This is a genomic window from Microbacterium sp. MMO-56, from assembly GCF_037146215.1.
Classification (GTDB): domain Bacteria; phylum Actinomycetota; class Actinomycetes; order Actinomycetales; family Microbacteriaceae; genus Microbacterium.
In genome coordinates, this window is the sequence record NZ_JBBCVW010000008.1 from 1 (window position 1) to 18,125 (window position 18,125).

Sequence of the window (18,125 nt, forward strand, 5' to 3'; positions counted from 1 at the left end):
TCGCCCGCCGGATCGCCCGCGGCTTCACCAACTACGACAACTACCGGCTCCGCATGCTCCTGATCGCCGGCGGACTTGACCCCCTCACCCCCACCTAGAATGCGCAGAGCCATCTATCCCGCGCGCGCCGAGGCGCCCGCGCCGCGCGTGCACGACGGCTACGAGTGGCTGTACGTGCTGAGCGGGCGCGTCCGCCTCGCGCTGGACGGCACCGAGCACCTGATCGATCCCGGCGAGGCGGCCGAGTTCGACACGCGACTGCCGCACTCCATCAGCGCGACCGAGGCGGGCCCCGCCGAAGTCTTGAGCATCTTCAGCGCCGACGGCGAGCGTTTCCACACGCACGCCCCACCCTCCTGACCTCCCCCGCCCTCCTCCCCCTCGCCCCCCGCCCGCGCGGCGAAAAACCATCGCGGGCGCGAGAAACCACGCACGGGGGTGTTTCTCGCGCCGGATCTGATTTTTCGCCGGCGACGAGGGGGGAGAGAGGGGGGTCAGGCGCGGTGGGTGCGGTAGTAGGTCAGGAGCGACTGCGTCGAGGCATCCTGCGCGGCGAAGGCGGACTCGTCGCCCTCGATCGCGGGAGCGATCTGCAGCGCCAGCTGCTTGCCGAGCTCGACGCCCCACTGGTCGAAGGAGTTGATGCCCCACACGACGCCCTGCGCGAACGTGATGTGCTCGTACAGCGCGATCAGCTCGCCGAGCACGCGCGGGGTGAGCGCCGACGCGAAGATCGAGGTCGTCGGCCGGTTGCCCGGGAAGGTGCGCGCCGCGACGAGCGGGCCGGTCGTCCCCTCGGCCTCGACCTCCTCCGCGGTCTTGCCGAAGGCGAGCGCCTTCGTCTGCGCGAGGAAGTTCGCCAGGAACAGGCCGTGGACGTCGCGGCCGCCGTCGGTGAGCGGATACGCGGGGTTCGCGAAGGCGATGAAGTCTGCCGGGATGAGGCGCGTGCCCTGGTGGATCAGCTGGTAGAAGGCGTGCTGGCCGTTGGTGCCCGGCTCGCCCCAGAAGATCTCGCCGGTGTCGGTGGTCACCGGTGAGCCGTCCCAGCGCACGCCCTTACCGTTGGACTCCATCGTCAGCTGCTGCAGGTAGGCCGCGAAGCGGCTCAGCTGCTGCGCGTAGGGCAGCACGGCGTGCGACTGCGCCCCGAGGAAGTTCGTGTACCAGATGTTCAGCAGGCCCATGAGGACCGGCACGTTGCGCTCCAGCGGCGTCGAGGCGACGTGCTCGTCGACCGCGTGGAAACCGGCGAGCAGCTCGCGGAACGCGTCGGGGCCGAACTCGATCATGAGCGACAGGCCGATCGCCGAGTCGACCGAGTACCGTCCGCCGACCCAGTCCCAGAACCCGAAGGCGTTGTCGGTGTCGATGCCGAACGCCGCGACCTTGTCGAGGGCGGTCGACACGGCGACGAAGTGGTGCGCCACGGCATCCGTGCGCTGCGCGTCGCCGCCGTCGATCGCGCCGGACGCCTCGAGTCCCGCCCACAGCCAGTCGCGCGCGAGTCGCGCGTTGGTGAGGGTCTCGAGGGTCGTGAAGGTCTTCGAGGCGACGATGAACAGCGTCGTCTCGGGGTCGAGCCCCTTCGTCTTGTGCGCGAGGTCGAACGGATCGATGTTGGAGACGAACCGCGCCTCGATGTCGTCGCCGAACGGTTCGAGCGCGGCGGAGATCATCACGGGTCCGAGGTCGGATCCGCCGATGCCGATGTTGACGACGGTCGTCACCTTCTTGCCGGTGATCCCGGTCCATGCCCCGCTGCGGACACGGTCGGCGAACGCCGACATCGCCGTCAGGACCTGCTGCACGTCGTGGTCGACGTCCTGGCCGTCCACCACGAGCGCCGGGGTCGCCCCGGCGGGACGGCGCAGGGCGGTGTGCAGGACCGCGCGGTCCTCCGTCGTGTTGATGTGGTCGCCCCGGAGCATCGCGGCGAAGCGGTCCGTGACGCCGGTCTGCTCGGCGAGCCGCACGAGAGCGGCGAGGACCTCGTCGTCGATCAGGTTCTTCGACAGGTCGACGTGCAGGTCCGCGAGCTCGAAGCTCAACCGGCGGGCGCGCTCCGGGTCATCGCGGAACCAGCTGCGCAGGTCCGGGACGAGGGCGTCACGCAGGGCGGACAGCTCGGTCCAGGCGGGCGTGGTGGTGGGATCGATCGGCGTGGTCACGGCTCCACGCTAGCGCGGCGGCGGCCTGCGCGGCAGACCGCGGGAGGGGGAGAAACAGCCTCGCACGGCGGTCGGGGCCGGCGCCTCGGGCGGGTGCAGACGAGGAGACGGGCCGGGCGGTGGAATCCACCGACCGGCCCGTCATCCCATTCGCACCACTTTTGCACCAAGAGGAATCACAGAGGAGGCTCTGCGCCGCCGCTCCGATGGGGAGTGGAGCGGCGATGACACGACTGTATAACGAACGGGTAACGAAGGTCCAGGGGTGCGACGGACTCATATCCGTCGCATAGCCCGCGGTCAGGATCGCAGGGTCACCTGGCCCGCCGAGACGTCCACCGACACGCGGTTCGGCGAGGTTCGGTCGACGGTGAGCCTGTTGTCGACGCTTCCCGCATCGACGTTCTCGGTCACCGCGTACGTCTCGTCGGGAAGGGTCAGATCGATCCGGCCCGCGCTCGCCTCCAGGGCGACCTCGCGGGGAGCGTCGCCGGTCATCGCGCCCACGACCTCCCCCGCACTCAGACGCAGATCGGCCGTGGCGACCCCATCGAGGTCGAAGGCGAGCCGGCCGGCCGAGAGCCGGGCATCCAGCGAACGGGCGCTTCCGCCGAGGTCGGCGGAGCCCGCACTGAGGTCGAGGTCCACGGCCCCGAAGCGTCCGTCGGCGCGCAGGGCGCTCGCCGACAGCGAGACCCGGGCGTCGAGCTCCGTCCGCTCGAGGGCGCGGGGGAGTGTGAGCACCGCCTGGTCCTGGGCGTCCCAGAGCCCCCATCCGCCCCACCAGGCGCGGTGGGTCTGCACGGAGACGGTCTCGCCGTCTCGCTCGAGCCGCCAGTCGTCGGCGTGACCGGTGACGTCCAGGCGCACCTCGTCGCCCTCGTAGACGACGGTCAGGTCGGCGGCGGAGACGTCGACGCGCAGGTCTCCGATGCCGCCCGCGGTGGCCGTGAGCGTGCGCTGGCCCTGCCCCGCCGTGCGCAGGACCGTCACGGCGGTCGATGCGATGCCGCCGAGGAGCAGGACGGCGCCGAGCACGATCGCGAGGATCGCGACCACCCGCGCGGATGACCGGGGCTGCGGCGGGCCGGGCTGCGGATCTGTGGCGGGCCCGCCGGCGGCGGGCGGGGGAGTGAGGGTCATGCTCATCGGACTGCTCCGTTCAGGGGGGTGCCGTCGGCGTGGGGGCGGCCGTGGGCGAGGTGGACGAGGACCGCGAGCACGCGGCGGTTGCCCTGCTGGTCCTGCTCGAGGTCGAGCTTCTGGAAGAGGGAGGTGATGTGCTTCTCGACACTCGCCTCGGTGACGAAGAGCGTCTGCGCGATCGCCTGGTTGCTCTTCCCCTCCGCGATCAGCGCCAGGACGGTGCGTTCGCGGTCGGTGAGGCGGGCCATCCGTTCGTCGCGGGCGCGGCGCGTGAGCAGCTGCGCGACGACCTCGGGATCCAGCACGCTCGCCCCGGCCCCGATCCGCTCGACCGCGTCGAGGAAATCGCGGACGTCGGCCACGCGGTCCTTGAGCAGGTAGCCGAAGGCCGTCGACTGCCCCGTGATGAGCTCGCTGGCGTACCGCTCCTCGACGTACTGGCTGAGGACGAGCACGGGGAGGCCCGGGTGCGCGGCGCGCAGGGCGACCGCGGCGCGGATGCCCTCGTCGGTATAGGTCGGCGGGAGGCGCACATCGAGGATGCACAGGTCGGGGGATGCCGCGCGGACGGTCTCGGCGAGCTCGCCGGCATCCGGCAGCGCCGCGACGACCGTGTGACCGGCGTCCTCGAGCAGGCGCACCAGGCCCTCGCGGAGCAGGGTGGAGTCTTCGCAGATCAGGATGCGCACGGGACGCTCACCTCCAGAGCGGTCGGGCCGCCGGCGGGGCTGTCCAGCCGGCTCGTGCCGCCCGCGGCGGTGATCCGGTTCGCGATCCCGTCGAGGCCGCCCCCGGGGAGCACGCGGGCCCCGCCCACGCCGTTGTCCTCGATCCGCGCCCACAGGGCGGGGCGCCCCTCGGGCGCGTCGTCGCGCAGGCGGACGGAGACCCGGACCTCGGAGGCGCGGGAGTGCTTCGCCGCGTTGGTGAGCGACTCCGCGATCGCGAAGTAGAGGGCGGCTTCCGCGGTGCGGCTGCACCGCCCGGCGGCCGGATCCGGGAGGCGGACGTCGAGCGAGACCGGCACGTGCGACCGGGCCGCCAGCGCGCTGAGGGCGGCGTCGAGCCCGCGGTCGTCGAGGACGGAGGCGTGGATGCCGCGGGCGAGCTGGCGGAGCTCGGTGATGGCCGCCTTCGTCGAGGTGTGCGCCTCGTCGACGAGCGCGCGGGCCGCGACGGGGTCGTCCTCGATCTTCTGCTGGGCGAGGCCGAGCGTCATGGCGACCGACACAAGGCGAGGCTGGACGCCGTCGTGGAGGTCGCGCTCGATGCGCGTGCGCTCGACCTCGCCGGCGCGCACGGCGCTCTCGCGCTGCGATCCGGCAGTGCGGGCCTGTTCGATCAAGGCGCCCTCGCGGCTCGGCACCAGGATCGCCCGCACGAGCACGGCGTGCAGGAGCGCGATCGCCGCCAGGAGCGCGAGGCAGACGATCACCCCGAGGATGCCGGTGAACACTGACCACTCGACGGGGATGGGCACGCCGAGCAGCGGCAGCCGCCACGCGGCGCGCTCGTGCTCGACGAGGGGGGCGAAGGGGAGGGCGGCGGCCGTCGTCAGAGTCCCGAGGATCGACAGCACCACGAGCCCGAGGATCGTCGCGATCGCCCCCGAGGCGACCCCGCGCCACATCGCGCCGTCGGTGAACTGCGCCCAGAGGGTCCGCAGCCAGCCGGCGAATCCCGGCTGCCCGCTGCTGCGCAGGGCCAGCACGGGGATGCCGAACCCGTACAGGCCCTCGACCCGCTCGTGTTCGAGCCAGGCGCTCGCCCACAGGACGTACAGGAACGCGACGAGGAACAGCAGGCCGATGCCGACGACGAGGACCAGCGAGAGTCCCAGGCTCAGGAGCGTCACGAGGAGCGCGAACGTGAGCGACCCCACGAGGCCGATGGCGGCGAGCTGGAGGATCGCGCCGATGTGGGTGCGGATCCGGACGCGGCCGGAGGCCGGGGTGGTGTGGGGCGCGGGGGTGGTGTGGGCTGCCGGGGCGGTGTGGGGCGCCGGGGTGGTGTGGGGTGCGGCGGTGGTGCGGGGCGCCGGGGCGCTCTGTGGTGCGGCGGCTGCGGGGGGCGAGGAGGGCATGACTCCACGCTAGGGCGGGGGCAGGCCGCGTCGCACGGGAGGCACCCCGACGATCCGGCGTCGGGATAACCCGAACTCGCGCGGTGTCGGGTTCGGGGTCGGGCGGGGTCGGGCGGGGCCGGGCGGGGTCGGGCGGGGGTGGGGTCGGGCGGGTGTCGGGTTCGGGGTGGGCTCTGCAGGTTCGGGGTCGCGTTGTGTCGGGTTCGGGGTGGGCTCTGCACGTTCGGGGTCGCGTGGTGTCGGGTTCGGGGTGGGCTCTGCAGGTTCGGGGTCGCGTGGTGTCGCGTCGGGCGAGGTGAGGCGATCGGACGCGACCCCGAACGTGACTCGGCGCGGCCAAAGGCGACCCCGAACGTGAGTTGGCGCGACCAAAGGCGACCCCGAACGTGAGTTGGCGCGACCAAAGGCGACCCCGAACGTGCCGAGGCGACCAAAGGCGACCCCGAACCTGCCCGCGGTGGATGAGGGGGTGGTGACCTCAAGCAGGCTGCGGTGGCCTCGGGCTCTGGTGGAGGGGGTGCCAAGCCGGGGTCTCCGGAGCTTGGGGGTCGCGTGGTGTCGGGCTCGGGGTCGGTTCTGCACGTTCGGGGTCGCGTGGTGTCGCCTCGGGCGGGGTGAGGCGACCGGACGCGACCCCGAACGTGAGTTGGCGCGACCAAAAGCGACCCCGAACATGCAGAGGCGACCGGAGGCGGCCCGGACCTGGGCTGGGGCGACCAAAGGCGATCCCGAACATGCAGCCCCGACCACACGCGACCCCGGACTCGGGATGACCTGACCGGAGGCGACCCCGAACCTGCGCAAGTGACAAGACGCGCCCCCGCGGCCCCGCCCGGCGACCCCACCCCGCGCCCCCGCCCCGCGCCCCCGCCCCGCGCCCCCGCCCCGTGATCCCCCTCGCCCTCCTCCGGGCCGGCGCCGCATCCGCTTTGGCAGGATGGAGGGGTGCCCTCGCCCGACATCCGCCTCATCGCCGTCGACATGGACGGCACGCTCCTCCGGCCCGACGGGACCATCCCCGAGACGCTGTGGCCGCTGCTCGATCGGCTGCGCGAGCGCGGCATCGCGTTCGCCCCGGCGAGCGGGCGACAGCTCGCGACGCTGCAGCGGATGTTCTCCGGCGTCGGCGGCGAGCTGGACTACATCGCCGAGAACGGCGCCTACGTCGTGCGCGGCGACGCCGAGGTGAGCTCCGACGCGCTCGATGCCGCGTTCGTGGCATCCGTGATCGACCGCGTCCGCGAGCGGGTGGCCTCCGGCGCGTTGCACGCCGCCCTCGTCGTGTGCGGGAAGCGCTCGGCCTACATCGAGGACGGCGCGCCCGATTTCCTCACCGAGGTCGAGAAGTACTACGCGCGACTCGAGCGGGTCGACGACCTGCGAGAGGTCGACGATCAGGTCCTGAAGCTCGCGATCTACGACTTCGACGGCGGTGAGGACCACACGGCGCCCGCCTTCGCGGACCTGTCCGCGTCGCACCAGGTCGTGGTCTCCGGCCGGCACTGGGTCGACATCATGAACAGCACCGTGAACAAGGGGGTCGCCCTGCGCGCCCTCCAGGGGGCGCTCGGTGTCACCGCGGCGCAGACGGCGGCGTTCGGCGACTACCGCAACGACATCGAGCTGCTCCAGGCGGCGCACTGGTCCTACGCCATGGCCGACGCCCATCCGGATGTCGTCTCCGTCGCCCGTCATCGGGCACCGTCGAACGCCGAGGCGGGCGTGGTCACCGTCATCGAGCAGCTCGTCGCCGACTGAGCGTCCGGGCGGGGGCGTAGCGTGGAGGGCATGGTCACCATCCCCACAGTCACCCTGAACGACGGCACCGCCTTCCCGGAGCTCGGCTTCGGCACGTACAACCTGCGCGGGCCGGAGGGCGTCGACGCCATCGTCGCGGCCATCGAGAACGGATACCGGCTGCTCGACTCGGCGGTCAACTACGAGAACGAGACCGAGGTCGGCGACGCGGTCCGGCGCAGCGGGATGCGCGACCGGTTGATCGTCACGACGAAGGTCCCCGGCCGCGACCACGGGTACGACGAGACGCGGCGCAGCGCCGAGGCATCCCTCGAGCGACTCGGTCTCGACCGCATCGACCTGTACCTGATCCACTGGCCGAACCCGAGCGTGAACCGCTACGTGGAGACCTTCCGCGCCATGATCGACCTGCAGAAGGACGGACGCGTCGGCTCGGTGGGGGTCTCGAACTTCACGGAGGCGATGCTCACCCGCCTGATCGACGAGACGGGCACGACCCCGGCCGTCAACCAGATCGAGATGCATCCGTACTTCCCGCAGGAGGCGCTGCGCGCCTTCCACGCCGCGCACGGGATCCGCACCGAGAGCTGGAGCCCGCTCGCCCGGCGCAGCGAACTGCTCTCGGAGCAGGTCGTCGCCGATGTCGCCGCCGCGCACGGGGTCACCCCGACGCAGGCGGTGCTCCGCTGGCACACGCAGCTCGGCTCGACCCCGATCCCCAAGTCGGCCGACCCGGTGCGCCAGGTGGAGAACGCGGATGTCTTCGGCTTCGCACTCTCGGAGCCGGAGATCGCCGCCCTGTCGGGACTCGAACGCGGCCGGCTCTGGGGCGGCGACCCGGACACCCACGAGGAGATGTGAGGCGGGTACTACGCTCGCGCGACCCGGTCAATCCCCCTGATCGACGGAGGCGGGCGACGTAGCGTGAGCGCACCGGCGGCGCCCGGCCGACCGGCCGTACCGAGGGGAGCCACGCGATGAGCGACCAGACGAACCAGGAACCCGACGGCGAGGACGTCACGACCGAGCCCGGCGGCTTGGGGGAGGACGGGACCATCCCGCCCGACCCGGACGGTGTCGCCGCGGGACACACCGACGAGCCGTCGAACTTCAATCCCGAAGAGGACGAGCAGGCTCCGGCCTGAGGCCCTCCCGGCCCCCGCGAGGGCACGGCCCACCGGCGGGCGTCGGTCCGCGCGTCGGTGGGCCGACGGCCTCCCGAGGGCTCAGTGCGGCGCGTGGTACTCGCTCTCGCCGCGCTTCCAGTACCCCTTGACCACGAACCGGTCGGCGGACAGCCCCCAGCGTCGGGTGAGCAGCTCCCGGCCGTGGCGCACGATCGTCTGCTCGGCCGCGACGAACGCGAAGACGTCGCCGGAGGGGCGATCGACCTCCGCGAGGGCGTCGAGCCGGCCCGCGAGCACGGAGCCCGCCGGGCGATCGCCGCGATGCACCTGCTCGACGACCACGCCCGGAGGGGCGGGCACGGCCAGCTCGTGCGCGGCGTCCGGTACCTCGACGACGATGCGCCCGACGGCGTCGTCGTCCATGAGATGGGTGAACCGGCGGATCGCGGGGACGGCGGTTTCGTCGCCGGCGAGCAGCCAGCCGTCCGGACGCCCGGTCAGCACGAGCGAGCCGCGGGGTCCGCCGACGCCGATCGGTGCGCCGATGTCCGCCGTCTCGGCCCAGGGCGCCGCCACGCCCGCCCCGTCCTCGGCGGCGTGCAGGACGAACTCGAGGTCGAGCCACCCGGCGTCGGCGTCCCAGTCCAGCGGCGTGTACTCGCGGCTGGGCGCGGCGCGGAGCTCGTCGACGGACGCCGGCGGCGCGTCGGGGAAGAACAGCCGGATGTGGTCGTCCGCGCCCGGTGACGCGAACCCACGCAGGTCGGGTCCGTCGACGCGGATCCGCACGTAGCCCGGGGTGATCCACTTGCGCGCCGCGAGCCGGGCGTGCCGGAACCGCAGGTCGAGGGGACGGCGTTCGAGACGGAAGGCGGGCAGGTCGGGGGTCACGGGCTCTTCTCCTCAGTCGATCTCTGTGTCGATGTCTCGGGTCGGGCGTCAGCCGCCGACGGTGCGGTGGTAGACGGCGACGGGGCCGGTGGGGCCGTCGATGACGGTGACGGGCGTGGGGAAGACGCGGGTGAGGACGTCGTCGCGGATGATCTCCGCGGGGGTGCCGTGCTCCGCCACGACGCCCTCCTCCATGGCGACGATGTAGTCGCTGTAGGCGGCGGCGAAGTTGATGTCGTGCAGCACGATCACGATGGTCCGGCCGAGGGCATCCGCCGCGTGCCGCAGCCGCGTCATCATCTGCACCGAGTGCTCGGCGTCGAGGTTGTTCAGCGGCTCGTCCAGCAGCACGTAGTCCGTGTCCTGGGCGAGCACCATCGCGACGTAGGCGCGCTGGCGCTGTCCGCCGGAGAGCTGATCGAGGAAGCGCTGTTCGAGGGCGGTGAGATCGAGGAGGTCGATCGCCGCGGAGATCTTGTCCTCGTCGTGCGTGGTGAGCCGGCCGGCGCTGTACGGATAGCGTCCGAAGCCGACGAGCTGACGCACCGTGAGACGCGTCACGAAGTGGTTCTCCTGACGGAGGATCGACACGACGCGCGCGATCCGTCGGGAGGGGGTGCGGTGGACGTCGAGGCCGTCGATCGTGACGGTGCCCTCATCGGGCGCGAGGAGCCGCCCGATCATCGTGAGCACCGTCGACTTGCCCGCTCCGTTCGGGCCGACGAGCGCGACGATGCCGCCCGGGGGCAGCTCGAGCGACACGGGGCCGATGCGGGTCCCGCCGTAGTTCTTGACGACACCGTCCAGACGGATCACAGGCGCCCCTTCCGGAAGACGACGACGAGGAACAGGAGACCGCCGACCAGCTCGACGACGATCGTGACGCTGTCCACCAGCGAGAGCACGTGGCGCAGCAGGAAGTACGCCCCGGCGAGCGTGAGGTAGCCGACGAGCCAGGCGACCGGCAGGATGCTCCGGTGCTCGTGCGTGTCGGCGATGCTGTAGGCGAGGGTCGCCGAGAGGAAGCCGAGGAACGTCATCGGACCCACGAGCGAGGTGCTCATCGCCATCAGGACCGCCACGAGCGTCAGCACGAGCATGACCTGGCGGCGGTGACGGATGCCGAGACCGGTGCTGATGTCGGCGCCCAGGGCGAGGACGTCCAGGCGCCGCGACGAGAGCCACACGGCAGCGGCCGTGGCCGCGCACACGGGGACGACGAGCCACAGGAAGGCGGTGTTCGCGTTGCCGATGCTGCCGAACAGGCGCGCGCGCAGCACGTCGAACGTGCTGGGCTCGAGCATCTGCTGCAGGAAGGTCGACAACGATCCCATCCCGGCGCCGAGGACGATGCCGACCAGCAGCATCACGTGAAGGTTGCCGAACCGCCCCGAGAGGAGCCACGAGTACAGCAGCACCGCGAACAGCACCATCGCCGCCGCCTGCAGCACGAAGCGGGCGAGCGGATCGAGGCCGACGACCGAGGTCGTGCCGAAGAAGAACACGACGCTCGTCTGCACGAGGACGTAGAGCGACTCGAACCCCATGATCGACGGGGTGAGGATGCGGTTGTTCGTCACGGTTTGGAAGGCGACGGTCGCGTGCGCCTGGCAGCACGTGACGACCGCGATCACGACGAGCGTCGACGCCCGCATCGAGGTGATGCGCCACCAGCGGTCGCTGAAGACCTCGAATCGGTTGTCCCAGGTGAGGAGCAGGATCGTCAGGACCGCCGCGGCGGCCACCAGGGCGACGAGGACGAGTCGGGCGCGCGCGTGCCGGGCCGGGGTGGCGTAGGCACCGACGCGACGGGGCGCGACGGGCGAGGCGAGCGGCTCAGCGAGCATCCGTCCTCCTCTGACGCAGCAGCATCGCGATGAACACGACGGAGCCGACGACGCCGAGCACGAGCGACACGGGCACCTCGAACGGCATGATGACGAGTCGGCCCACGATGTCGCACACCGTGACGACCCAGATCCCCGCGAGGAAGACCCAGGGGAGGTTCGAACGGAGGTCGTCTCCGCGGACCATCGACACCAGGTTCGGCACGACGAGCCCGAGGAAGGGCAGCATCCCGATCACGACCGTGACCACTCCGGTCGTGACGGCGACGAGCCCGACCCCGAGCAGCACGACGCGCTCGTAGTCCAGCCCGACGGTCGTGGCGACGTCCTTGCCCAATCCGGCCACGGTGAAGCGGTCGGCCGTGACGGCGACCACGATCGCTACGGCCAGCACGATCCACAGCAGTTCGTAGCGGCCGACCTCGACGCTGGTGAACCGGCCCATGAACCACCCGCCCAGCACCTGCAGGAGGTTCGCCTGGATCGCGAGGAAGGCGGTGACCGAGCTGACGACGGCGCCGAACATGATCCCGACGATCGGCACGATGAGCGACGATTTCAGCGTCACCCGTCGCAGGAAGGCGAAGAAGACGAGGGTGCCCGCGAACGCGAAGGCGACCGCGACGATCATCCGCACGGGGACGCTGGCGGCGGGCAGCAGGATGTAGGTGAGCAGGAGGCCGAGTCCCGCCCACTCGGTCGTGCCGACCGTCGTCGGCTCGACGAAGCGGTTCTGGGTCATCAGCTGCATCACGAGCCCGGCCATCGCCATACTGGCGCCCGCGAGCATGAGCGACGCCGTACGGGGGACCCGGGTGATCCAGAGGAAGTCCGCACCCGAGGGATCCGTGATGTCCGCGACCCCGACGAACACCGACACCGCCAGGAGGATCGCCGTCGCGGCGACGCCCGCGGCCAGGGCCATCGCGGACCCGCGGGCGGAGCGGCGCCGGGGCGCCCCGGAGAGGGCGTCGACGTTCGTCACGCGTCGGACGGTCGCGGGGGAGGGCTCGGTCACGGGGCTTCTCGGAACTTCTCGGATCTGCTCGGATCCGCTCGGATGAACGGGCCGCCGCGCCCGCGGCACGGGCGCGGCGGCGGAGTCAGGGCGACGCCGGGCGTCGCCCCGTCACGAGGTCTGGAAGACCGTCGTCAGGCTGTTCAGCACCGCGATGTAGGCGAAGGCGTCCTCGGTGAGGTAGAAGTCCGCCGGGAAGACCGCGATCGCGGAGTTCTTCACCGCCGGGACGTTCGCGAGGGCCGCCGAGCCGTTGATGAGATCGAGAGCCGGCGTGACGTCGCCGCGACCGACCGCGGCGTCCCGGTCGAGCACGAGGAACACGTCCGCGTTCGCCGCCGCGAGCGCCTCGAGCGAGACGCTGTCGCCCTTGTCGGTCTCCGAGCCGCTGGTCTGCAGCGCCGGGGTGAGGCCCAGGAGGGAGAAGAAGATGCTCGCGCCGCGGCCGTCCGTCGGGTTGGCGTAGTTGATCTCGCCGCCCGTCGTGATCAGACCCATCACCGTCGTCGCGGGGTCGTAGGCGGCCTTGGCCGTGGCGACCGCGTCGTGGAACTCGTCGATGACGGCGGCGGCCTCCTTCTTCTTGTCGAAGATCTCGCCCATGAGGGTCACGCTCTTGACGAGATACTCGTCGGCGGACATCCCCTTCGGCGTGTTCGTGTCGACGATCGCGGCATCCGGTGCGGCATCCCGCACGCCCTTCGCGGTCTCCTCGCCGCCGAAGCGGTAGCCGGTGATCACGAGGTCGGGATCGGCGGCGACGATCTGTTCGTAGTCCGGCTCGCCGTGCGTGCCGATGTTGAGGATCGTGTCGTCGTCCTTCAGCGGGTTGTTCGGGCTCATCAGGTCGCGCGGGGCGACCGTGACGGGGATGTCCCAGTCGGCGGCCAGCTGGAAGAGGCGGTTGTCCGTGATGGCGACGCTGTCCGCGCTCGTGATGGTGACCTCGTTGCCGCCGAGGTCGGTGACGGTGACGGGGTAGTAGTCCGCGGCGGGCGCCGAGGTCGACGTGGCCGCGGGCGTGCTGGCGCACGCGGACAGGAGCAGCAGCGAGGCCAGGGCCAGGGATGCTGCGAGGGTGGGTCTGCGCATGGTGAAGGTACTCCTCGGTGATGGATGCATGTGACGCGCGTGTCGATAGGGAAGGTTAGGCATACCTAAATCCACCATGCCAGACGACGACGGCCGGATGCAACGCGAGGGCCCCACCGTGCGGTGGGCGACGAGGGGCTAGAGCTGGGCGCCGTCGTCCCACGGGTCGTCGAGGCCGGGGTTGCGGCCGCGCCAGGACTCGTAGGCGATGAGCCAGCCGATCGAGACGATGACGGCGATCGTGAGCCCGAGCCACACGCTGCCGAACGCCAGGCCGAACACGATGCCCGCCACCAGCAGCACGAGCGAGCCGACGAGCCACCCCCAGCGTCCGCGGGGCCAGCCGGTGTTCTGCGGGTCGGAGTCCATCTCCACAGCGTAGGGCGCGTTCAGCGCGCCCGGTGGTCTTCGGGAGCGAGGCGGGGGCCCCGGCGCGGCTCGAACGCCCCGCTGAGCATGATCAGCCGGATCACCCGCTGGCGGTGGCCCCGCCACGGCTCGAGCAGGTCCAGCATCCCGTCGTCGTCGACGCGGTGGCCGGTGAGCGCGTACCCGACCTGGTGGGCCAGGTGGTAGTCGCCCACGCTCACCGCGTCGGGGTCGCCGAACGCGCGGATGCGCGTCTCGGCGCTCGTCCAGGCACCCACGCCGCGCAGGCTCGTGAGCACCCGGTCGCGGGCGTCGCCGTCGGGGGCCGCCGCAGCGGCCGTCTCGATCGAGTCCCGCCGCCGTGCGGCGTCGACGATCGCACGCGACTGCGGTGGCTCCAGGCCCGCGCGGTGCCACGTCCAGCTCGGGATGAGATGCCAGGCGAGGGGTGGGGCGAACATCGGCCGCGGTGTCGGGCCGGGCGCCCGCTCGCCGCACCACGTGAGGATCATCCGCCAGGCGCCGAAGGCCTGCAGCCCGGTGACCTTCTGTTCGACGATCGCGCTGGCGAGCGCGTCGAAGACGAGATCGGTCCGGCCCAGCCGCACGTGCGGGTACCGGTGGTGCGTGCTCTCGACCAGGGGGTGCGCGGGGACGAAGCCCTCGGGGTCGTCGTCGGCACCGCACAGTCGGGGAAGCTGGTCGAGCGCCCACTGCGCACCCGGCCCCCACGCCGCGGCGCGGACCCGGGCGCGCTCGACGCGGATCGCGAGCGTCGCCACGCCGGCCGGTGTCCTGCTGGCGCGCCAGAGCACACCCCCGTGCTCGAGCTGAGCAGGATCGTGGGCTCCCCGCTGGTGCGCCGCCAGCGCTCGCCGCACGTCGATCGGCACCCTCGGGCGGAACTCGGTCTCGAGCGGCGGGGCCGGCCGCTCACGCGTCCGCCCCGTCCGTGCCGTCATGCCGTCACCCTATGTCACACCCCCGACGCGGGGGTGCCTGGCCGGTCGTCGGAGCCGTGGGGCGGGTGGTGCCTCACGATGGACGGGAGGTGACACGGGCCCCACCGGTCCGACGACCGGCACCGCAATGGCGGTCGTCTCAGAAACGGTCGGGCGACGGGGTGCCGTGTCCGAAGCGGATGACGACGTCGGCGTGACGGTCGAAGCGGTAGCCGATCCCGCGGACGGTGCGGACGATGTCCTCGTAGCGGCCGAGCTTGGCGCGCAGACGCCGCACGTGGACGTCGATCGTGCGCTCGCCCGGGGCGTCGTCGCCGTCGGAGCTCGCCCACAGCGACGAGACGAGCTCCGTGCGCTCGATCGTCCGGCCCTCGCGCAGCACGAGGTACTGCAGCAGCTCGAACTCCTTGAACGTGAGCGCGGCCGTCTCGCCGTCGATGTGCACCCGGCGACGGGAGATGTCGATCGTGACACCGCCGGGGACGTGGTCGGCGTCCTCCTCGATGGACTTGGTGCGGGCCACGGCGCTGGGCTCGTGGAGGGCGAGGCGCACGACGTCCACGTCGCGGCCGCCCGCGCCGGCGGGGGCGAGGGCGACGGTGGCATAGGTCTCGGCGTGGGGGGCGAGCTCGCCGAGTGTGCGACGCAGGGCCGCGACGAGCGTCGAGAGCGAGACGCCGTCGGCGGCGGCCTTGCCCTCGTCGATGCCGACGTAGAGGGCGAAGCCCCGGGGCGCGGTCCCCACGGGGATGCTGCCGGTGGCGGGCGCGATCGGCGGGGCGTCGACGGCGTGCAGGTGGCGACGGGCGGGGGCGACGGGGGTGAGGAGGGCGGTGGTCGACATGGGAAGAGAGTCCTTCGGCGGCGGGAACCCGGGCGGAGCGCCTGGAGCGGGTTCGAGCGGTGTTGCGTGAGTCGGCCCGAGATCGGCCGATGTGCGAGGCATCCGACGTCCGCGTCGTGGGCGGAGGTGTCCGGTGACTCGGGGGTCAACGCGCTCCGACATCGGACGCGGGGCGTCGATCGGAGGGGGACCCGGCGGGGATGACCGTCAGATACACATTCGGCAACACATGGCAACGCGCGGCATCATGATGCCGGCAGATCCGTTCGCCTCCCGGGCGGACAGAGTGCGTGCGTTGTCAGTCATGCGCTGATTATGACGAACCGTGTCCCCGCGTGTCAAACTGCACGGTCGCGCGACCGGGATTGTGACGGCGGATGACAGATTGCTCGATCGTCGGGTCGGCGCGAGAATCGAGGGATGTCTTCCGAGCCCGATCGTCCCCGCCGACTCCGGATCGTCGGAACCTCCGGCTCGGGCAAGAGCAGTCTGGCGGCGGCGGTCGCCGCGGCGACGGGGCTGCCTCGCCTGGATCTGGACGCCGTCTTCTGGGACGTGGACTGGACCTATCGGGACCTCGACGAGGCGCACGCGCTGATCCGCGACTTCGTGGCCGCCCACCCCGACGGCTGGGTGTCGGACGGCAACTGGACCGCGCGCATCGGCGGGATCCTCGACCCGGGGCGACCCGGCGGAGCCGACGCCTACGTGTGGGTGGACCACCCGCGTCCGGTCGTGATGCGCCGCATCATCGGACGCACGCTCCGCCGCGCGCTCACGCGGGAGGAGCTGTGGCACGGCAACCGCGAGCGCCCGGCGTCGTGGCTGCGCTGGTCGCCGGAGGAGAACATCGTGCGGTGGGCCTGGACGGACTACCCGGTCGTGCGCGAGCGGATGCAGGCCCGCATCGCGGCAGGCGAACCCGTGATCCACCTGCGAGGTCAGGGACAGGTCGACGCGTGGCTCGCCGACCTGTCCCGGCCCGGGCGTAGCGTGGGGGGATGACCGAGCTCACCTTCGCGCACGAGACGGACGCCTCCCGCTACACCCTCCACCGCGGCTCCGACCTGGTCAGCGTGCTCGACTACCGGGACGACGGCCGCACCGTGGCGCTCACCCGCGCGTACACGATCCCGACGTTCCGCGGCCACGGGTACGCCGCCGAGGTCGTCGCCCGTGCCGTGGACGAGATCGGGGCGCGGGGCGACCGCGTCGTCAGCCCCGTCTGCTGGTACGTCGCCGACTGGTTCGCGGCGCACCCGGAGCGGTCCGACCTGCTCTCCCCGCGTCGCGCGGGCTGAGGGGCTACCGGCGGCGCGGGGCCCCGTCAAGGCCCTCACCTCTCCCCGATGCGCGCACGACACTGGACACCACGACACCGATCGGACGATCGGGGGAAGGGGCTGTCATGTCCGACCACGAGGTGAACGGGTCCGCAGACGCGGAGGATCTGCCGGAGGGCGTGATCGACGCGGATCCCGCCGGCGGGTGGGAGAGCGCCCAGACGGCCGACGCCGAGACGAGGGACCGCTCCGATGCGCAGACGGCCGACGCGGGGCTGCCCAGTGACGTCCGCGACGCCGACGGGGAGTCGACGGGATACGAGGCCGAGGCGGATGACGCCGTCGAGACCGCCGAGGTCACGCAGGGGATCGACCCCGACCTCGCCGTCGACGAGGACGCGCAGTCGTGACCGACGAGACGCAGGACGAGCCGGCGCTCGCACAGAACTCCCCGTCGGAGGACGAGCGCGTCGCGGGCCTCCTGGCACAGCTGCGCGCCGACCTCTCCGGGGAGGACGCCGCCACGGTGGACGCGGCCGTGCGTCGACGCCTCGCCGACACGGGGATCGCCGTCGACGACGAGGTCGTTCGGGGGTGGGTCGCCGACATCTCGGGCTGACCGGTCCGACTCGAGGCGATCAGCCGGCGGCGAGCCATCGCCGCAGCTCGTCCGCGGCGGGGCGTGCGGTGCGGATGAGGGTCTCGTGGTGGTGGCCCGCCACGACGAACGCGGTGGCATCGGGGATCGCGGCCACGACCTCGTCGAACCACTCCTGCGGGACGACGACGTCCAGCTCGCCGCGGATCACGAGCGTGGGCACCGCGATCCGCGGATAGGAGTGCTCGGGACGATGGACGAGCATCGCCCGCATCTTCCGCCGCAGGTGAGGCCCCGCGCGCAGGTACTCGCGCGACCCGAGCAGCAGCACCTTGCCGCTCTCGCCGAACAGGTCGACACCCAGACGCGCCAACTGGACCAGGGGCCGGCGTCGCCGCCGGTCGACGGTGGGCGCCACGAGGACGAGCCGGTCGACGCACGCGGGGTGGCGCACCGCGACCTCGGTGACCACCTGCGTCCCCATCGAGTGGCCGAGCAGGACGACGGGGCCGCGCCCGAGATGGCGGAGGTACGCGGCGACGAGGTCCGCCATCCGTTCGATGGCCGGGGTGCGCGGCGGTTCGGGCGCCTCGCCGTAGCCGGGCAGATCCACGGCGACGACGAGCGCGTCGTCCTCGAAGCGGCGGACGAGGTCGGCGAAGACCTTCCGGCCCATGCCGATGCCGTGCACGAGCACGAGGGTGCGCGCCGACGTCTCGTCGCCGCGCCGCTCGGCGATGAGCGTCGACCCGTCGTGGGTGAACTCCTCGAGCTCGCCGCCGTCCGTCGGCACCCCGGTCAGCTCGTCGACCGTGCGGTCGACGGCCTCCGTGGCCTGGGCGACGACCTCGTCGACGGCCTGGGCGACCTTCTGGGCGGGTTCGGCGGGGCGGGCACTCTCCTCGGTCACCCTTCGAGGCTAGAACGCGGCGGCAC

The 18,125-nt window shown here is 72.2% G+C and carries 21 protein-coding genes; 8 read left to right on the plus strand and 13 right to left on the minus strand.

Annotated elements, in window-relative coordinates:
* The first annotated feature begins 99 nt into the window (after positions 1-99).
* Positions 100-360 (plus strand): cupin domain-containing protein, encoded by a 261-nt coding sequence (locus tag WFI00_RS08850; RefSeq protein WP_336632950.1) that lies wholly within the window; start codon positions 100-102, stop codon positions 358-360.
* Positions 361-494: 134 nt separating this feature from the next.
* Here WFI00_RS08850 and pgi read toward each other — a convergent pair whose 3' ends face one another.
* The 4 genes from pgi to WFI00_RS08870 all read right to left on the minus strand — a co-directional run bounded on the left by pgi (position 495) and on the right by WFI00_RS08870 (position 5,400).
* Positions 495-2,171: a glucose-6-phosphate isomerase gene (gene pgi / locus WFI00_RS08855; protein ID WP_336632949.1), complete on the minus strand. Its 1,677-nt coding sequence runs from the start codon at positions 2,169-2,171 to the stop codon at positions 495-497.
* Between the two features lie 300 nt (positions 2,172-2,471).
* Positions 2,472-3,320, minus strand: a complete 849-nt coding sequence (locus tag WFI00_RS08860) for a hypothetical protein (protein ID WP_336632948.1) — start codon at positions 3,318-3,320, stop codon at positions 2,472-2,474.
* Positions 3,317-4,006 (minus strand): response regulator transcription factor, encoded by a 690-nt coding sequence (locus WFI00_RS08865; protein ID WP_336632947.1) that lies wholly within the window; start codon positions 4,004-4,006, stop codon positions 3,317-3,319. The genes WFI00_RS08860 and WFI00_RS08865 overlap by 4 nt, the downstream gene beginning before the upstream one ends.
* Positions 3,994-5,400, minus strand: a complete 1,407-nt coding sequence (locus tag WFI00_RS08870) for a sensor histidine kinase (protein ID WP_336632946.1) — start codon at positions 5,398-5,400, stop codon at positions 3,994-3,996. The genes WFI00_RS08865 and WFI00_RS08870 overlap by 13 nt, the downstream gene beginning before the upstream one ends.
* Before the next feature lie 945 nt (positions 5,401-6,345).
* Between WFI00_RS08870 and WFI00_RS08875 the strand changes: the two genes are divergently transcribed.
* From WFI00_RS08875 to WFI00_RS08885, 3 genes are all read left to right on the plus strand, one after another.
* Positions 6,346-7,158: a Cof-type HAD-IIB family hydrolase gene (locus WFI00_RS08875; RefSeq protein ID WP_336632945.1), complete on the plus strand. Its 813-nt coding sequence runs from the start codon at positions 6,346-6,348 to the stop codon at positions 7,156-7,158.
* Between the two features lie 30 nt (positions 7,159-7,188).
* Positions 7,189-8,019 (plus strand): aldo/keto reductase, encoded by an 831-nt coding sequence (locus WFI00_RS08880; protein WP_336632944.1) that lies wholly within the window; start codon positions 7,189-7,191, stop codon positions 8,017-8,019.
* A gap of 116 nt (positions 8,020-8,135) precedes the next feature.
* Positions 8,136-8,303 carry a hypothetical protein gene (locus tag WFI00_RS08885; protein WP_336632943.1) on the plus strand — a complete coding sequence of 56 codons (168 nt, stop codon included), beginning with the start codon at positions 8,136-8,138 and terminating at the stop codon, positions 8,301-8,303.
* 81 nt (positions 8,304-8,384) lie between these two features.
* Here WFI00_RS08885 and WFI00_RS08890 read toward each other — a convergent pair whose 3' ends face one another.
* The 8 genes from WFI00_RS08890 to WFI00_RS08925 form a co-directional block, all read right to left on the minus strand.
* Entirely contained in the window at positions 8,385-9,176 is a 792-nt protein-coding gene (locus WFI00_RS08890; protein ID WP_336632942.1) for a siderophore-interacting protein, read from the minus strand.
* Positions 9,177-9,224: 48 nt separating this feature from the next.
* The gene (locus WFI00_RS08895; protein WP_336632941.1) at positions 9,225-9,992 is read right to left on the minus strand and encodes an iron ABC transporter ATP-binding protein; all 768 of its coding nucleotides are present in this window, start codon (positions 9,990-9,992) and stop codon (positions 9,225-9,227) included.
* On the minus strand, positions 9,989-11,023 hold the full coding sequence (locus WFI00_RS08900) for an iron chelate uptake ABC transporter family permease subunit (protein WP_336632940.1): 1,035 nt from the start codon (positions 11,021-11,023) through the stop codon (positions 9,989-9,991). The genes WFI00_RS08895 and WFI00_RS08900 overlap by 4 nt, the downstream gene beginning before the upstream one ends.
* Entirely contained in the window at positions 11,013-11,948 is a 936-nt protein-coding gene (locus WFI00_RS08905; RefSeq protein ID WP_336632953.1) for an iron chelate uptake ABC transporter family permease subunit, read from the minus strand. The genes WFI00_RS08900 and WFI00_RS08905 overlap by 11 nt, the downstream gene beginning before the upstream one ends.
* A gap of 204 nt (positions 11,949-12,152) precedes the next feature.
* Complete coding sequence (locus tag WFI00_RS08910; RefSeq protein WP_336632939.1) at positions 12,153-13,133, minus strand: ABC transporter substrate-binding protein; 981 nt, start codon at positions 13,131-13,133, stop codon at positions 12,153-12,155.
* Between the two features lie 138 nt (positions 13,134-13,271).
* Entirely contained in the window at positions 13,272-13,502 is a 231-nt protein-coding gene (locus WFI00_RS08915; RefSeq protein WP_336632938.1) for a hypothetical protein, read from the minus strand.
* A 20-nt stretch (positions 13,503-13,522) separates the two neighbouring features.
* Positions 13,523-14,464, minus strand: coding sequence for a DNA-3-methyladenine glycosylase family protein (locus WFI00_RS08920; RefSeq protein WP_336632937.1), 942 nt, complete (start codon positions 14,462-14,464; stop codon positions 13,523-13,525).
* Between the two features lie 139 nt (positions 14,465-14,603).
* Positions 14,604-15,308, minus strand: a complete 705-nt coding sequence (locus WFI00_RS08925) for a winged helix-turn-helix domain-containing protein (RefSeq protein WP_336632936.1) — start codon at positions 15,306-15,308, stop codon at positions 14,604-14,606.
* 420 nt (positions 15,309-15,728) lie between these two features.
* Between WFI00_RS08925 and WFI00_RS08930 the strand changes: the two genes are divergently transcribed.
* From WFI00_RS08930 to WFI00_RS08945, 4 genes are all read left to right on the plus strand, one after another.
* On the plus strand, positions 15,729-16,313 hold the full coding sequence (locus WFI00_RS08930; protein ID WP_336632935.1) for a toxin: 585 nt from the start codon (positions 15,729-15,731) through the stop codon (positions 16,311-16,313).
* Positions 16,310-16,609 carry a GNAT family N-acetyltransferase gene (locus WFI00_RS08935; RefSeq protein ID WP_336632934.1) on the plus strand — a complete coding sequence of 100 codons (300 nt, stop codon included), beginning with the start codon at positions 16,310-16,312 and terminating at the stop codon, positions 16,607-16,609. The genes WFI00_RS08930 and WFI00_RS08935 overlap by 4 nt, the downstream gene beginning before the upstream one ends.
* A 107-nt stretch (positions 16,610-16,716) precedes the next feature.
* Positions 16,717-17,001, plus strand: a complete 285-nt coding sequence (locus WFI00_RS08940; RefSeq protein ID WP_336632933.1) for a hypothetical protein — start codon at positions 16,717-16,719, stop codon at positions 16,999-17,001.
* Positions 16,998-17,210, plus strand: coding sequence for a hypothetical protein (locus WFI00_RS08945; protein WP_336632932.1), 213 nt, complete (start codon positions 16,998-17,000; stop codon positions 17,208-17,210). Before WFI00_RS08940 ends, WFI00_RS08945 begins: the two co-directional genes overlap by 4 nt.
* 19 nt (positions 17,211-17,229) lie before the next feature.
* On the opposite strand, the gene WFI00_RS08950 is transcribed toward WFI00_RS08945, so the two are convergent.
* Positions 17,230-18,099: an alpha/beta fold hydrolase gene (locus WFI00_RS08950; protein ID WP_336632931.1), complete on the minus strand. Its 870-nt coding sequence runs from the start codon at positions 18,097-18,099 to the stop codon at positions 17,230-17,232.
* Positions 18,100-18,125: the final 26 nt, after the last annotated feature.

Coding starts and splice junctions, on each gene's coding strand:
- WFI00_RS08850 (WP_336632950.1), top strand. CDS start 100: ATGCGCAGAGCCATCTATCCCGCGCGCGCCGAGGCGCCCGCGCCGCGC.
- WFI00_RS08860 (WP_336632948.1), bottom strand. CDS start 3,320: ATGAGCATGACCCTCACTCCCCCGCCCGCCGCCGGCGGGCCCGCCACA.
- WFI00_RS08870 (WP_336632946.1), bottom strand. CDS start 5,400: ATGCCCTCCTCGCCCCCCGCAGCCGCCGCACCACAGAGCGCCCCGGCG.
- WFI00_RS08880 (WP_336632944.1), top strand. CDS start 7,189: ATGGTCACCATCCCCACAGTCACCCTGAACGACGGCACCGCCTTCCCG.
- WFI00_RS08885 (WP_336632943.1), top strand. CDS start 8,136: ATGAGCGACCAGACGAACCAGGAACCCGACGGCGAGGACGTCACGACC.
- WFI00_RS08900 (WP_336632940.1), bottom strand. CDS start 11,023: ATGCTCGCTGAGCCGCTCGCCTCGCCCGTCGCGCCCCGTCGCGTCGGT.
- WFI00_RS08905 (WP_336632953.1), bottom strand. CDS start 11,948: ATGGCCCTGGCCGCGGGCGTCGCCGCGACGGCGATCCTCCTGGCGGTG.
- WFI00_RS08910 (WP_336632939.1), bottom strand. CDS start 13,133: ATGCGCAGACCCACCCTCGCAGCATCCCTGGCCCTGGCCTCGCTGCTG.
- WFI00_RS08915 (WP_336632938.1), bottom strand. CDS start 13,502: ATGGACTCCGACCCGCAGAACACCGGCTGGCCCCGCGGACGCTGGGGG.
- WFI00_RS08920 (WP_336632937.1), bottom strand. CDS start 14,464: ATGACGGCACGGACGGGGCGGACGCGTGAGCGGCCGGCCCCGCCGCTC.
- WFI00_RS08925 (WP_336632936.1), bottom strand. CDS start 15,308: ATGTCGACCACCGCCCTCCTCACCCCCGTCGCCCCCGCCCGTCGCCAC.
- WFI00_RS08930 (WP_336632935.1), top strand. CDS start 15,729: ATGTCTTCCGAGCCCGATCGTCCCCGCCGACTCCGGATCGTCGGAACC.
- WFI00_RS08935 (WP_336632934.1), top strand. CDS start 16,310: ATGACCGAGCTCACCTTCGCGCACGAGACGGACGCCTCCCGCTACACC.
- WFI00_RS08940 (WP_336632933.1), top strand. CDS start 16,717: ATGTCCGACCACGAGGTGAACGGGTCCGCAGACGCGGAGGATCTGCCG.